Annotated in this window: 14 protein-coding genes and 1 tRNA gene; 1 reads left to right on the top strand and 14 read right to left on the bottom strand. The window is 61.5% G+C overall.

The window, feature by feature from the left end:
* Nucleotides 1-44: 44 nt before the first annotated feature.
* The 6 genes from tnpB to RX329_RS20250 form a co-directional block, all read right to left on the bottom strand.
* On the bottom strand, nucleotides 45-398 hold the full coding sequence (gene tnpB / locus RX329_RS20275) for an IS66 family insertion sequence element accessory protein TnpB (protein WP_085394292.1): 354 nt from the start codon (nucleotides 396-398) through the stop codon (nucleotides 45-47).
* On the bottom strand, nucleotides 392-805 hold the full coding sequence (tnpA, locus tag RX329_RS20270) for an IS66-like element accessory protein TnpA (RefSeq protein ID WP_094183533.1): 414 nt from the start codon (nucleotides 803-805) through the stop codon (nucleotides 392-394). Before tnpA ends, tnpB begins: the two co-directional genes overlap by 7 nt.
* Before the next feature lie 235 nt (nucleotides 806-1040).
* Complete coding sequence (locus tag RX329_RS20265; protein WP_085383923.1) at nucleotides 1041-1382, bottom strand: hypothetical protein; 342 nt, start codon at nucleotides 1380-1382, stop codon at nucleotides 1041-1043.
* 20 nt (nucleotides 1383-1402) lie between these two features.
* Nucleotides 1403-1894 (bottom strand): MarR family winged helix-turn-helix transcriptional regulator, encoded by a 492-nt coding sequence (locus tag RX329_RS20260; RefSeq protein WP_161495143.1) that lies wholly within the window; start codon nucleotides 1892-1894, stop codon nucleotides 1403-1405.
* Nucleotides 1895-1978: 84 nt separating this feature from the next.
* The gene (locus tag RX329_RS20255) at nucleotides 1979-3544 is read right to left on the bottom strand and encodes a porin (protein ID WP_085395640.1); all 1566 of its coding nucleotides are present in this window, start codon (nucleotides 3542-3544) and stop codon (nucleotides 1979-1981) included.
* Between the two features lie 314 nt (nucleotides 3545-3858).
* Nucleotides 3859-4080, bottom strand: a complete 222-nt coding sequence (locus tag RX329_RS20250) for a hypothetical protein (protein WP_085383927.1) — start codon at nucleotides 4078-4080, stop codon at nucleotides 3859-3861.
* Nucleotides 4081-4840: 760 nt separating this feature from the next.
* Between RX329_RS20250 and RX329_RS20245 the strand changes: the two genes are divergently transcribed.
* Nucleotides 4841-4933 (top strand) — tRNA-Ser (locus tag RX329_RS20245).
* Between the two features lie 289 nt (nucleotides 4934-5222).
* Here RX329_RS20245 and RX329_RS20240 read toward each other — a convergent pair.
* The 8 genes from RX329_RS20240 to RX329_RS20205 form a co-directional block, all read right to left on the bottom strand.
* Nucleotides 5223-5489, bottom strand: a complete 267-nt coding sequence (locus RX329_RS20240; protein ID WP_085351418.1) for a hypothetical protein — start codon at nucleotides 5487-5489, stop codon at nucleotides 5223-5225.
* Nucleotides 5490-7194: 1705 nt separating this feature from the next.
* Nucleotides 7195-8679 (bottom strand): Asp-tRNA(Asn)/Glu-tRNA(Gln) amidotransferase subunit GatB, encoded by a 1485-nt coding sequence (gatB, locus tag RX329_RS20235; protein WP_085395639.1) that lies wholly within the window; start codon nucleotides 8677-8679, stop codon nucleotides 7195-7197.
* Complete coding sequence (locus RX329_RS20230) at nucleotides 8676-8978, bottom strand: hypothetical protein (RefSeq protein WP_085383246.1); 303 nt, start codon at nucleotides 8976-8978, stop codon at nucleotides 8676-8678. Before RX329_RS20230 ends, gatB begins: the two co-directional genes overlap by 4 nt.
* On the bottom strand, nucleotides 8969-10444 hold the full coding sequence (gene gatA / locus RX329_RS20225) for an Asp-tRNA(Asn)/Glu-tRNA(Gln) amidotransferase subunit GatA (protein ID WP_085351415.1): 1476 nt from the start codon (nucleotides 10442-10444) through the stop codon (nucleotides 8969-8971). Before gatA ends, RX329_RS20230 begins: the two co-directional genes overlap by 10 nt.
* Entirely contained in the window at nucleotides 10441-10653 is a 213-nt protein-coding gene (locus RX329_RS20220) for a hypothetical protein (protein WP_007611210.1), read from the bottom strand. The genes gatA and RX329_RS20220 overlap by 4 nt, the downstream gene beginning before the upstream one ends.
* A gap of 18 nt (nucleotides 10654-10671) precedes the next feature.
* Nucleotides 10672-10959: an Asp-tRNA(Asn)/Glu-tRNA(Gln) amidotransferase subunit GatC gene (gene gatC / locus RX329_RS20215; protein ID WP_085383243.1), complete on the bottom strand. Its 288-nt coding sequence runs from the start codon at nucleotides 10957-10959 to the stop codon at nucleotides 10672-10674.
* A 178-nt stretch (nucleotides 10960-11137) separates the two neighbouring features.
* Entirely contained in the window at nucleotides 11138-12214 is a 1077-nt protein-coding gene (locus RX329_RS20210; RefSeq protein ID WP_085395638.1) for an NAD(P)H-dependent flavin oxidoreductase, read from the bottom strand.
* A 17-nt stretch (nucleotides 12215-12231) separates the two neighbouring features.
* Nucleotides 12232-13206: an NAD(P)H-dependent flavin oxidoreductase gene (locus RX329_RS20205; RefSeq protein WP_085395637.1), complete on the bottom strand. Its 975-nt coding sequence runs from the start codon at nucleotides 13204-13206 to the stop codon at nucleotides 12232-12234.
* Between the last annotated feature and the right edge of the window lie 25 nt (nucleotides 13207-13231).

Below are 13231 nucleotides of genomic sequence, written 5' to 3'. Positions count from 1 at the left end.
AGTCTGCCATGCTTCGCGCCCCGATGCAGCGAAGATTTTATGTCCTACGCAAGCGCTTTCGGCTGCGGGATTCGAGGCGCATGCATGCGTGTCCAATCCATGCCGGCCAGAAGCGCGGACAACTGCGCCGCGTTCATTCGCATGACGCCGTCAACGACCGGCGGCCACTGGAAGGCGCTGCCCTCAAGCCGCTTCCAATACAGCACGAGGCCACTACCATCCCAGACCACGATCTTCACCCGATCAGCGCGCTTCGCACGGAAGACCACCGCCACCCCCTTCATCGGATCGTGGCCCAGCGTCTCCTTCGCCAACAGCGCCAGACCATCCGCGCCCTTCCTGAAGTCTACAGGTCGGGTCGCAACGTAAATCATGAGGCCAGCGGGAGCCGTCAGCATGAACGTGTCCGGCGCAACGCAACAAACACATCACTCAGCACGGCAAGTCCAGGCGTCCCTCGCACCTCAACTCGTGCCCCCTGGAGCTCAACCGTCACAACGGCTGCTTCCGGCGATCCGGAGGGCGCGGCACGCGACGATTCCGACACCAACGGCACAAACGACAGTGCACCCGCCGCAGCTGGCAGCACCAGTTGACCTAAACGCGCCCGGCGCCGCCAGTCATGCACCTGCTGTGGCCGGCAGCCATGCCGGCGTGCGATATCTGTTACAACCGCGCCCGGCTCAAGGCTTTCCGCGACAATCCGGGCCTTCAAATCATCCGGCCACTGCTTACGGCCTGCGCCGGCGTACACTTCGATACGCTGTGTCAATGGTCGTCTTATGTCGTCCGAATGGTCGTCCATTGTGAGCACCCTTGCAGAAGATGACTCTTCTAACGGTGCTCCCAAGATCGCGCACAGACAATCTAAAGGGCCGCGGCGCTACGCTTACGGTAGAAACGCGGAGATAAGTCATTAACGGCGCAGTGGTCACGACGAAGGTCCTCCACGGGAGCTTGTCTAAGACCTATACGTCCGTTTAGATTGTAGACAACGTGCAGATTGGAATCCCTGCGATTCCGTTTTGCATGGCTAACTGTCAGTGCAATCTTTTTCGGCTGATCTCAATCAGTTCGGCATGACCACGGAGCGCCGCATCATAGTCATGGTACAGGCGCCGCACTGTGATCTTTTCCTTTTCACAGCAGGTCGTTTCGAACAAAAGCGGCCCATGGTCCATTGCGGCAGACCGGCCGCGTACATCGAAACCCAGGAATCTCGTCAAAAGCTGCTCAGGCCCTATGACGTCCAGGCGCAACTGGACACAATCAGGGTTCGCTTCCAGCCAAGCCTGCATGGCTCTCTGCGCTTCTAAGTCATTACCGAGATAGACCGGCAACTTGCCTTCCAAGACATAGAACCCGAATGGAAAGATGATCATTGCGACCGTCCGTTCTTGTCCTATTCGTCGATCTGCAACCGCAACCGGCAGCGCGCAAAACAGCGCTCAAGCTGCTGCAAAAGCTCTATGGTGTGCAACGTCGCCGCCTCCCCCATTTCCTTTTTGATGGCGGCGCGGATGGCGCTTCTGCTCTCGTCGAGAGCACCCAGCTCCTTCAGTCCCTTCGGGGTCACGGAAAGATACACCAATCGCTTATCGGTGCTCGAATTTTTCCGACGGATTAGACCGAGCTGTTCCAACGGTCTCGATTGGTTGACGACAAACGAGGAGTTCACCCGCATTGCTTCAGCAACGGATTTCACTGGCAGACCACCGTGCTCATGGGCTTCTGCAACAATGACGAACATGTTCCATTGCGGCACCGTAAGGCTCAGCGCGCTTGCCCATTTGGCTTGAACCTCGGAAATCAAGAAGTCGAGGGATCGAACCACCCGTACGATTTGTTCAACCACCTCTGGTCGCTGCGGGTGATGGACCTGATCGAGAGCCATAACTTCCACCATCTATCAACAATACAAGAAGCCCCCGGCAGTTTCCCGCCGAGGGCTCTTGGAGGTTAGGTTTTTAAACCGAACTTACCAGTTGCGCTGAGCGCGGAGCAGCAGCGTGAAGCTGTCCTGATCCTTGAACTCGTAAGTGCCCGGCGGCTTGGCAACAGCCGGCAGACCAGCAGCGGGGATAACCAAAGCGCCCGAGTACTTCTGATCGAGACGCGTCCAGTTGAAGTCGCCCGAGAAGGTCAGGTTCTTCACCGGCGTCCAGCGGGTTACGAAGCCCAGCTGAGCAATGTTGAAGTCCGGATTACAGGTCGTGCCCGCCACAGTGGCGATGTTTGCGAAGAAGTTCGCGCAAACTGCACCTGCCGCAGCACCCGAGTAGCTCACGTGAGCGTAGGCACCATAGACCGAGGAGTTCCAGTAGGGATCCCAGTTGTGCGTGAAACCGCCACGCATGCCCCAGGTTTTGATCGTCTCCTGGCTGCCGCCGGTCACGAACACCGTATCGGGAGCGCTCGCAATACCGATGCTCTGATAAGCGCCGGCCAGACCAGTGCTGCCGAAAGCAGACCAAGTTCCAGCGCTGGACGTCGGCTGGAAGTTGTATCGGGTTGCACCGTCCGTATAGACCGCCTGCACGTTGAGGGTGTCACCGGCGCCGGTCGGGATGTTCTTGATCGACAAGGCAAGTTGAGCAGCCCAGCCCCACTTGTCTTCCGGATGACCCGAAGTTTCAAACGCGCCGTAATAACCGGCATGGTTATCATGCGCCGCGACCGAAGCCTGGAACAGACCCCAAGCCTGGTCAACGCGGACCATGGCAATCAGGTCGGGCGAGCGCGAGCCGCCGATGTTGCTGGCTCCGTACGCACCGCCGAGAATGCCGGCTGCCGTCGCCCCCGAACCAAGCGCAGTGGTGCCAGGAATTCCGAGGTTAACGTTGCCCGCCTGCATATAGGCGACCTGATCCTGCGCCGAGAACGACGCCGTGATACCCTGGCCGAAGTCAGCCGTGTAGGTGAACTGGTTCACACCAGTGACCGTGCCGCCGCCGCCGACGAGGCTGTCGAAGTTGTTGGCCGGGTAGTTGGTCCAGGGCGCGTCGAACTGCGATACGGCCTTACCCATCGTGAAGCCAGCGAACTGGATGAAGGCATAGTATACGCCCAGCGAGCCACCAGAGACCTGGCCCGCGCCCGAACCTGCGGGGTTGCTTCCATCATACGCGGTCGCCCCGTTGGTCGCGGTCGTACCAGCGCCGGTGTAGCCGCCCGTGGTCCACGAGAACACGCCATCGAAGAAGGTGCGGACGACGCCGTACTCGGTCGCGGTGCGCGTGTCGATGTTGAGGTCTTCACGGGAACGGATGGTGTAGTAATTGCTGTAGCGGTTGTGCGCCGCACCGACGCCCGTCATGTTCGCCGCGAAGTCGCCGTTGGTGCCCAGCGCGACTTCAGCGCGCAGATAACCGCCGAGCTTGATGCAGGTGTCAGTGCCCGGGATGTAGTAGAATCCCGCGCCGTAGAGCGAACAAATCTTCACGTACTCGACCGCTTTGGCCTTTACGGGAAGATCAGCCGCTTGTGCTCCCCCAACGGCCAGCAGTGCTGCCGTGGAACCGAGCAAAAGGCCCTTGAACTTCATGTGAAACCTCCAAGTTGAAGCTCCGTACAATTCCTCGTACAAAGCCGTTTGAGCTACCCGCGAAAAGACGTTGGAAATCAACGCATCCTCGTATCGATGGTCTACTTAAGCGAACCACCTAAGACGGGACGACCTCGGGATGCCCCCCTCCGTCGCTCAGTCACAATTACCGAACCCCCTTGCACACACAACAACAGAACGCTTCAGAACCGGCCGATCGAGCGTGTTTTCCAACGGGTGTTGCACAAATAACACGCAGATGTGATCAGGGCGACTTTGTAACACTTTGAAGCTGCTGATCTTTTTCGACGGGTTTAATCTGCCATCAAAAGTTCCGGCACCAGCCCCTCACATTCGTGGAGACGCCTCGCTGTGGGTCTGGGGCGCCCGAATCGTGGAATCAACCAGGGACTCGCCGTGCGCCAGTCCTTCGGGAACTGGCTGGCCTGACCATCAAGCGGCTGCAAGATCGACAAAATATCGATCTGCGCATCGTCGATCGCTTGCAGGACTTCACCGTCGAGCTTGTCTCGCAATCGACAAAGCGATGAAATGACTCTTCGAGCCGCTTGCGGAGATCGCTGTTGTCGTCAGGACCGATTGAAAACGCGTACGTCTCGAAGCGATCGGGATATTGCCTATCGATATCTCGCAGTGAGCTACCCAGCTGGATGCTCTACGTCCTGACTATTGTAAGATGAGATCCGTAGCGGCGGAGTCCTGACAGTTGAAGAATGAAACAGCGTGCCAGATCGTCCCTGCTTTGATTTCCAAGGCCGTTTCCACGGAAAGAGAAATCGCCAGTCAAGGCCCTCCCTGGTTGCGGCGACGCCTGGCGCGACGGGGCAGATCCTCGGCCGGCGAGCGAGTTATCCCGACTAATTGTGAGAGCGTCCTTCCCGCAGCCCTGACACGGGACCCCGTCGGCCGATCCGAGGGGCAATCACCGCTCTAGTTTGTGGCGAATCGCGGAAAGAGACAATCAAATCAATCGCTTGCAAATGAATCACTTGATAGAGGCGGTCGGCGACGAAGGCAGTCGTCCCACACGCGGGCCATCTGATCCAATTTGAAAGCAAAATCAATCGTTTATATGGATGAAGGGAGCCTTTGTCCGCGCCAGAACCACTCTTAATACAAGCGCCAGAACCTCCAGCTTGGCGTCCGTTATCGCGGCGTTACGTTCTCGGCCCGAGAGCAAACCGCCTGGTTTCGGAATTCGCTGGGAATATTCGAGCAAAAACACACGCTTCCAAATTGACCAGCCCAAGTAATTAGATGCATAAGGCTCGCACCGGAGAGGTGGCCGAGTGGCTGAAGGCAACGCTTTGCTAAAGCGTCATACGGTCTCAAGCTGTATCGAGGGTTCGAATCCCTCCCTCTCCGCCACTCCGCAGCTGTCCGGCCCGAAGACATGGGTAACGGAACGTACCTAAGACATGGGTGACGGCCTCGTGCCGAACGGGTTGTCGAGAGGTTGCAGGGTTTTCTGCTCCGGGTCGAAGTATCCCAGATCATAGTGCAAGGGCGCGATCTGAATCCGCCGCCTCTGATCTGCGCCCAGTCATCTCGTCGGGATCGCTCACGCCGCTCCGAATCCGGATGGCGGACCACGAGGGAACCGATTAGCGAAAATCAGGTTCGCCTGCGAAACGACCGCCGGGACGTGATTCACCGCTCAGTGGGCGGAGACCCAGGCCCTCGCCTCGCGCTGGGCGGCTGAGATATCGGCATCCGACATCTGCCCGGCGACTTCCTGGCGCAGCGTCACGGCGTCCTTGCGGCCCTTGAGCGCGGCGAGGTTGAACCATTTGTGCGCGGCGACGAGATCGACGAGGCCGGCGCGTCCGCTCGCCCAATAGAGGCCGCGCTCGAACAGCACGTCCGACAGCGCGCCTGCGTCGATCGGCGTCGCGGTCTCCAGATCGAAAGTACCCTGAAACATAACGCATCCCCTTTTTTCTTATGCCGTCTCGTCCCCCGAGCGCGGCTCCCGTCCGATCAACTGTTCAACTCATCCCCGAGGCTTTTTGCCCGTGCCGTTTGCCGGCTTGTTGGAGGTAATGATGGCGGGCAAATTTGAATGGCAGTTTAAGTATCGCGATGAAGCAGACGTAAACGCGCCCGCGCCAGGCGCGCACGACAAATGCAAGAAATCCCTATTTTGCAGGGACTTCTGCAATTCGTCAGATTCGGTTTACCTTGGGATTTTGGGAGAACGATAACCATTGCGCACGGTGACGCGCGTCCTGTGGTGTCCCCGCCTGCTGTCGTCACCGTATTCCAGAGACAGCAATGGTCCCACGAGAAGCTGCGGGGTACTGGATCGCCCGGTCGGAGCCGGGCGATGACACCGCGAATGGAGAAGAGGTGCGCGAACTGCCTGCAATTGCGCTGCAGCCTCCCTGCTCAAGCAGGGCGCGCATATGAAGAAGTATATGGCTGGAAGCTCGACTGCGGCCATCCTTCGAGACGCCCGCCTGCGGCGGGCCCTCAGGATGAGGGATGAGGATGCGGCAGCATCAACGTAGATGGATGCAGCCGAGCCTCATCCGGAGGGGACCGCTAAGCGGTCCTCTCGAAGGACGAGGTGCTCGCTCAGGCGCCGCTGACGTCATATGCGACAACCCTGACTGCTCAAGGGCAGAACGGCCACATCGCGGTCAGATCAACAATGTCGGGATATGGGAATGCCGGCAATACCCCGGCCTCATGAGAACGAGGGCGTCGGCGAACACGTCAGGACCAGATTCCACGTTGGCCGAAGGCCGCCTGTGAAATTGCGGAGCCCCTTACGGAGAGCCGCACCGAACGAAGAAAACTTGTTTCTTCTGCCGGACCGGGCTTAGCGAGCGAACCCGCGAAGAGAACGATCCGACCGTTGACCTGATGTCTCGCCGACACCCTCTATCGTCGACCAGAACCTTTTGAGAGGCGCTGATGACGTGCCGGCTCTCTAGGAGCCGGCAACTTCAAAAAGCGAAGTTACTTCTTCTTGGCGACCTTGCGGGTCTTCTTCGCAGTCTTCTTCACTGCGCTCTTCGCCTTCTTCGCCTTCTTTGCCTTCTTAGCTTTCTTGGCCATGTTGCCCTCCGATGTGTGAGATGGCTTAATCGCTGCATGCAGTCGGGGATCGAGTGCACACTCATCCCGAATACACCAACACAACGAAAAAAACAGCGTCTCGCTTAAAGAAGTGTTGACGGCGAAACGCGCCTGCGCTGGCGAACGCGATGCAAACGGACTGCATGAGGTGTGCTTGCGATCGCAGAGAGTGCCCGCTGCATCGACGTTTGCAAAAGATGCGATTGTAGAAAAACACTATGCAGCAAGTATTTTCTTGCACGCGTGCATCGCGCGCGATCGTTGCAATGATGCATCCTGCCGATCGCGCGAGCGCCTCGCGAAGGCGCTTCGCGGACTCTGAGTCGCGACTTTTGGCAACGAAAATATTTTCATGATTAACGGCGCGGGCGCTCGTCAGAGCGCGTGCAAGTCGCCGTTTTGCGCGAATCGCGTGACGGCGATTCGGTCGGCGTATCGCGTTCGATCGGGATGAAGTTCGTCGCAGAGGATGTGCGCGAGCGTCGCATCGCGAACCGAAAGCGAGGTGACGACGCCTGTCCGTCACCTCGTTCGAACGCGCGAGGTCAGATGCCGAGCTTGGACTTGAGCAGCTCGTTGACGCTCTGCGGGTTGGCCTTGCCGCCGGATGCCTTCATCACCTGGCCGACGAACCAGCCGAGTGACTGCGGCTTGTCCTTGACCTGCGCCGCCTTGTCGGGATTGGCCGCGATGATGTCGTCGACAACCTTTTCGATCGCCGAAAGATCCGTGACCTGCTTCATGCCGCGGCTTTCGACCAATGCGCGGGGATCGCCGCCCTCCTGCCAGACGATCTCGAACAGATCCTTGGCGATCTTGCCGGAGATCGTACCCTCGCCGATCAGGTCGATGATCCCTGAGAGCTGTGCGGCATCGACCGGAGAGTCCGTAATATCCCGGCCTTCCTTGTTGAGACGACCGAACAGCTCGTTGATCACCCAGTTCGCGGCGACCTTGCCGTCGCGCGCGCGGTTGGCGAGTTTCTCCAACACGGTCTCGTAGAACACGGCACTCTCGCGCTCGGCGACCAGCACGCTGGCGTCGTAGGCCGACAGGCCGAGATCCGCGACGAAGCGCGTCTTCTTCTGGTCCGGCAGCTCGGGCAGCTCAGCCTTCAACTCGTCGACGAAGCTTTGCGAAAACTCCAGCGGCAGCAGGTCGGGATCGGGGAAGTAGCGATAGTCGTGCGCCTCTTCCTTGGACCGCATCGACCGCGTCTCGCCCTTGTTGGGGTCGTAGAGCCGGGTCTCCTGGTCGATCGCGCCGCCGTCCTCGAGGATTTCGATCTGGCGCCGGGCCTCGTACTCGATCGCCTGGCCGATGAAATTGATCGAGTTCATGTTCTTGATCTCGCAGCGGGTGCCCAGCGGCGCGCCGGGCTTGCGCACGGAGACGTTGACGTCGGCGCGCAAGGATCCCTTCTCCATGTCGCCGTCGCAGGTGCCGAGATAGCGCAGGATCGAGCGCAGCTTGGTCACATAGGCCTTGGCCTGCTCGGCATCGCGGATGTCGGGTTTCGACACGATCTCCATCAGCGCTACGCCGCAGCGGTTGAGATCGACATAGGACATGGTCGGCGACTGATCGTGCAGCAATTTGCCGGCGTCCTGTTCCAGATGCAGCCGCTCGATGCCGATGGTGGCGGTCTTGCCGCCGTCCAGTTCGACCACGACCTCGCCTTCGCCGACGATCGGCGACTTGTACTGGCTGATCTGGTAGCCCTGCGGCGAGTCTGGATAGAAATAGTTCTTGCGATCGAACACCGAGCGCAGATTGATCTGCGCGTTCAGCCCGAGGCCGGTCCGGACAGCTTGTCTGACGCATTCCTCATTGATCACAGGCAGCATGCCCGGCATCGCCGCGTCGACCAGCGACACATGCGAGTTCGGCTCGCCGCCGAATGCGGTGGAGGCGCCGGAGAACAGCTTCGCGTTCGACGTCACCTGAGCGTGGACCTCCAGGCCGATGACCATCTCCCAGTCACCGGTTGAGCCCTTGAGAAGTTTGTGGGGTGCGGCAGGTTCGTTCATGGCTTGCTCCCGAGCAGCGTGGCAGCGATCCGCTCCCACTCTGCCTGTAATGAATCCGTTGCCACGGGCTGGCCGGCCTGGCGGTACCAATAGCCGGCGTTGCCGAGGTCGCCCTCGACCCGGTGCAGATAGGCGTGCACCCAGGCGGCCGCGCGGCCGCTCTCGTCCTGGACGATCTTGTGCGCCTCGTCCCAGTCGCCCTTGGCGGCCCACCATAGTGCGGCAAGTGGAGCGCTGAGGTCCGGCGGCGGCGCGGCGCCGTCGAGGCTGGCGATATACGCCGCCATCTTCACCACCATTTCGCCGGCGTGAAGCGGCCGGCGGCCTGCTCGATCACCTCGCCGAGCGAGAACAGCGTCTCCTCGTCGAAGGGACGGCCGATCAGCTGCAGGCCGAGCGGCAGGCCCTGCGCATCCTTGCCGGCGGGCACAGCGATGCCCGGCAGGCCCGCCATGTTCACGGTCACCGTGAAGATGTCGTTGAGGTACATCTCGACGGGGTCCGCGCCGCCTTTCTCGCCGATGCCGAAGGCCGCCGACGGCGTCGCCGGCGTCAGGATCGCGTCGACGCCCTTGGCGAAGCAATCCTCAAAGTCCTTCTTGATCAGCGTGCGCACCTTCTGGGCGCGCAAATAATAGGCGTCGTAATAGCCGGCCGAGAGCACGTAGGTGCCGATCATGACGCGGCGCTTCACCTCAGCGCCAAAACCTTCTGCACGGGTGTTCTCGTAGAGTTCGTTGACGTTCCGGCCCTGCTCGCGCAGGCCGAAGCGCACGCCGTCATAGCGCGCGAGGTTGGAGGACGCCTCCGCCGGCGCCACGATGTAATAGGCCGGCAACGCGTATTTGGTGTGCGGCAGTGACACTTCAACGAGCTCGGCCCCGGCCGCTTTCAGCCAGGCCGCGCCCGCTTCCCAAAGCTTTTCGATCTCGGCCGGCATGCCGTCGAGACGGTATTCCTTGGGAATGCCGATCTTCATGCCCTTCACGGACTTGCCGATCGCGGCCTCGTAGTCCGGCACGGCTATGTCGACCGAGGTCGTGTCCTTGGGATCGTGGCCAGCCATCGAGCGCAGCAGCATCGCGGCATCGCGCGTGCTGCGCGCGATCGGACCAGCCTGGTCCAGCGAGGAGGCAAAGGCGACGATGCCCCAGCGCGAGCAGCGGCCATAGGTCGGCTTGATGCCGACGGTCGCGGTGAACGCCGCCGGCTGGCGGATCGAGCCGCCGGTGTCGGTCGCGGTCGCGCCCATGCAGAGCAGAGCCGCCACGGCGGAGGCCGAGCCGCCAGACGAGCCGCCCGGCACCAGCGTCGTGTTGGAGCCATCACGCCGCCAGGGATTGCCGACCGGGCCGAAGCACGAGGTCTCGTTCGACGAGCCCATCGCGAACTCATCATTGTTGAGCTTGCCCAGCATCACCGCGCCATCGCGCCACAGCTGCGAGGTGATCGTGGACTCGTAAGTCGGCACGAAGTTGCCGAGGATTTTCGAGCACGCCGTGGTGCGCACGCCCTTGGTCGCGAACAGGTCCTTGATCCCGAGCGGAATGCCGGCGAGCGGCCCCGCGTCACCCTTGGCGATCTTCTCGTCGACGGCCTTCGCCATGTCGCGCGCGCGGTCGGGCGTCTCCATGACGAAAGCATTGAGCACGCGCGCGGCTTCGATCGCGTTCAGATGCGCGTCGGTCAGCTCGAGGGACGTGAAAGTCTTTGCCGCGAGGCCCTTGCGGGCCTCCGCGAGCGTCAGCGATGTCAAATCGGTCATTTATTGATCGGGCTGCAGAAGAACGGAGACAGGGATTTGTCGTTGGCCGGGTCGTCTTTCTTGGCGGCCGCTTTCGCAGCCGCCTCGATCTCGTCGAGCACGGCATTGACGGCGACGTTGGGGTCGGCAGCCTTGCCCTGCCGCTCCATCTTGTCGAGATAGTTCATGTAAGCCTGATAGGCCTTCTCGTCGTCGCAAAGCATGCACATCGGACCACGTCCTAAAAGTTACTCGACGACCTTCGGCACCAAAAAGAAGTGGCCTTCGATCGCGGGCGCGTTGGCAACGATATCGTCGGCGATCTCGCCGTCATTGACCAAATCCTGCCGCTTTTTCATCTGCATCGGGGTGACCGAGGTCATGGGCTCCACGCCCTCGACATTGACCTCCGAGAGCTGCTCGACAAAGGCGAGCATGGCGTTGAGCTCGCCCTGCAGATGCGGAACCTCGCCCTCGGAAACCGCAATGCGCGCCAGATGCGCGATGCGGCGGACGGTAGCGGCGTCGACGGACATTATATAAGGCCTCTCACGGCAAAACCTATGTGCCGTATAGCAGAGGCCGCTTTTGCGCCGCAACCGGCGCCAGCGCATGATCCGGAAAAGTATGAAGCGGTTTTCCGAAAAGATCATGCGCAAACAAGAACCAAAAGCACGATCAGGCTTCGCCCGAAGCTCATCGCGCTTTAGGGACCTATCCGGCCAACGCCTTCATCCGGGCAAGCGCCGATTTGGCGAGATCGCGGGTCAGTTCAGCTGCCGGGACCTCGCGGCCCAGGCCGATCGCCTGCCCGGCCCAGAGATTGGTGAAATCCACCCTGCCCTGCTTCTCGGCCGCAGCCTTGAGCGGTCCCAGCGCCGTTGCGGCGTGGGGAAATGGCGGCGCGTCCGTCGAAATCGGGCCGGCCTCGCGCATCAGGCGGTTCTGAACGCCGCGCGCCGGCCGCCCGGTCATGACATTGGTAATGACGGTGGAATCATCCTGTCCCTCGGCGAGCGCCGCACGGGCCGCCGCACTGACCTTGGATTCCGGGCAGCGCAGATAGGCACTTCCGATCTGCACGCCGGCCGCGCCGAGCGCGAAGGCGGCTGCAATGCCGCGGCCATCCGCAACGCCGCCGGCCGCAATCACTGGGACCTTCACCGCGTCGACCACCTGCGGCACCAGCGCAAAGGTGCCGGGCTGCTCCGAGATCTTGTCGGTCAGGAACATGCCGCGATGTCCGCCAGCTTCCGCGCCTTGTGCGATCACCGCGTCAGCGCCGTGCTGCTCGAGCCAGACCGCTTCCCTCACCGTCGTCGCCGAAGAGATGACCAGACAGCCGGCCGCCTTGACCCGCTTGAGCAGCGCGGCCTCCGGCAGGCCGAAGTGGAAGCTGACGATCTCGGGCTTCAGCTCCTCCACGACCTCGCAGAAGCCGGCGTCGAACGGCGCGCGGTTCGCGGCATTGATGGGTGCGGCGGGATCGAGGCCATGCTCGCGGTAGTAGCCCGCGAGGCGCTGCTTCCAGCGCGTCTCCGCCTCGGCCGTGAGCTCGACCGGTGTGTGGCAGAAGAAGTTCATGTTGACCGGCGTGGAGACGCGCTGCCGGATGATGTTGACCTGCTCGCGCGCTTTCTCCGGCGACAGCATCGCGCTCGGCAGCGAGCCCAGGCCTCCGCCTTGCGCAACGGCGATCACCAGCTCCGCGTCCATCACGCCGGCCATCGGCGCCAGCACGATCGGGGATTCGGTCTTGAAGAGATCGATCAATCGACGGTTCGGCCACATGGTTGTTCTCTCGCAGTTTAGGCGGACACGCTGGAATTACGCCGGCTGGTTAGCAGTTTCTCGGCCTCGGTCGCGATCCGTTCGACGATTTCGGCGGCGGACGGAATATCATTGATCAGGCCGACGGCCTCGCCGGCAAAGACCGCGGCGACCTCGAAATTGCCAGCGGCCCTTGCCGCGGCATATTCGACGGTCACCTCGGCGGCGCGCTGCATCAGCTCGACCTCGCGGCCGGTCCAGCGCCTGATATGATCATTGACCAGCGTTCGCGCGGTGAACGGGGCCGGCCAGAACAGGCTGCGCGACCAGTCGACGATGACGCCGCGCACCGTGTCATTGGGATCAGCGTCGCGAATGCGCTGCTTGGCTTCCTCCGCGCCATTGGCCTCCACGCTCGCATAGAAGCGCGTGCCGATCAGCACGCCGGAGGCGCCCAGCATCATCATCGCGGCGAGCCCGCGACCATCGGCAATTCCGCCGGCGGCAACCACCGGCACGCGGCCGGCCGTGAGATCGACGATCGCAGGTACGATATCGACGGTTGTGCGCAATGCGCCGTGACCGCCGGCTTCGGTACCCTGCGCGATCAGGATGTCCGCACCGGCATCGAGCGCCTGCTTCGCCATGTCCTCGCTCTGCACCTGGCAGATCAAGCGCGCCCCGCACGCCCTGATGCGCGCTGCAAATGGTGCGGGATCGCCGAATGACAGCATGATCGCTTGCGGATTGGCGTCGAGTGCGATGTCGAGAAGTCTTGGCTGTCTTGCCAGGCTCCACGTGATGAAGCCGATACCGAACGAAGCAAAGCCCCTCAGTTGCCTGGTCTCGGCCTCGAGCCGTTCCTGATCGCCGTAGCCACCACCCAGGATCCCGAAGCCGCCGGCCTCGCTGACAGCCCGTGTCAGCCGGCTGCCGGCGATCGTGTCCATTGGAGCCAGCAGGATCGGATGTTTGATCCCCAGGAGCTGGGTCAGCGGCGTGGTGATCGGCATGGCTCCTCCGCTCTCGACACAAACA

The organism is Bradyrhizobium sp. BWC-3-1, assembly GCF_032917965.1.
GTDB classification, from domain to species: domain Bacteria; phylum Pseudomonadota; class Alphaproteobacteria; order Rhizobiales; family Xanthobacteraceae; genus Bradyrhizobium; species Bradyrhizobium canariense_D.
The sequence above is the reverse complement of the archived record's forward strand: the minus strand, read 5'-3'. Positions and strand labels throughout refer to the sequence as shown.

What these genes read in the sequence shown, in the direction of transcription:
- RX329_RS20230 (WP_085383246.1), bottom strand. Translation starts at nt 8,978, where the DNA reads ATGGTGGTGAAGATGGCGGCGTATATCGCCAGCCTCGACGGCGCCGCG.
- RX329_RS20205 (WP_085395637.1), bottom strand. Translation starts at nt 13,206, where the DNA reads ATGCCGATCACCACGCCGCTGACCCAGCTCCTGGGGATCAAACATCCG.
- RX329_RS20265 (WP_085383923.1), bottom strand. Translation starts at nt 1,382, where the DNA reads ATGATCATCTTTCCATTCGGGTTCTATGTCTTGGAAGGCAAGTTGCCG.
- tnpB (WP_085394292.1), bottom strand. Translation starts at nt 398, where the DNA reads ATGCTGACGGCTCCCGCTGGCCTCATGATTTACGTTGCGACCCGACCT.
- RX329_RS20220 (WP_007611210.1), bottom strand. Translation starts at nt 10,653, where the DNA reads ATGTGCATGCTTTGCGACGACGAGAAGGCCTATCAGGCTTACATGAAC.
- RX329_RS20260 (WP_161495143.1), bottom strand. Translation starts at nt 1,894, where the DNA reads ATGGCTCTCGATCAGGTCCATCACCCGCAGCGACCAGAGGTGGTTGAA.
- gatC (WP_085383243.1), bottom strand. Translation starts at nt 10,959, where the DNA reads ATGTCCGTCGACGCCGCTACCGTCCGCCGCATCGCGCATCTGGCGCGC.
- RX329_RS20240 (WP_085351418.1), bottom strand. Translation starts at nt 5,489, where the DNA reads ATGTTTCAGGGTACTTTCGATCTGGAGACCGCGACGCCGATCGACGCA.
- tnpA (WP_094183533.1), bottom strand. Translation starts at nt 805, where the DNA reads ATGGACGACCATTCGGACGACATAAGACGACCATTGACACAGCGTATC.
- RX329_RS20255 (WP_085395640.1), bottom strand. Translation starts at nt 3,544, where the DNA reads ATGAAGTTCAAGGGCCTTTTGCTCGGTTCCACGGCAGCACTGCTGGCC.
- RX329_RS20210 (WP_085395638.1), bottom strand. Translation starts at nt 12,214, where the DNA reads ATGTGGCCGAACCGTCGATTGATCGATCTCTTCAAGACCGAATCCCCG.
- gatB (WP_085395639.1), bottom strand. Translation starts at nt 8,679, where the DNA reads ATGAACGAACCTGCCGCACCCCACAAACTTCTCAAGGGCTCAACCGGT.
- gatA (WP_085351415.1), bottom strand. Translation starts at nt 10,444, where the DNA reads ATGACCGATTTGACATCGCTGACGCTCGCGGAGGCCCGCAAGGGCCTC.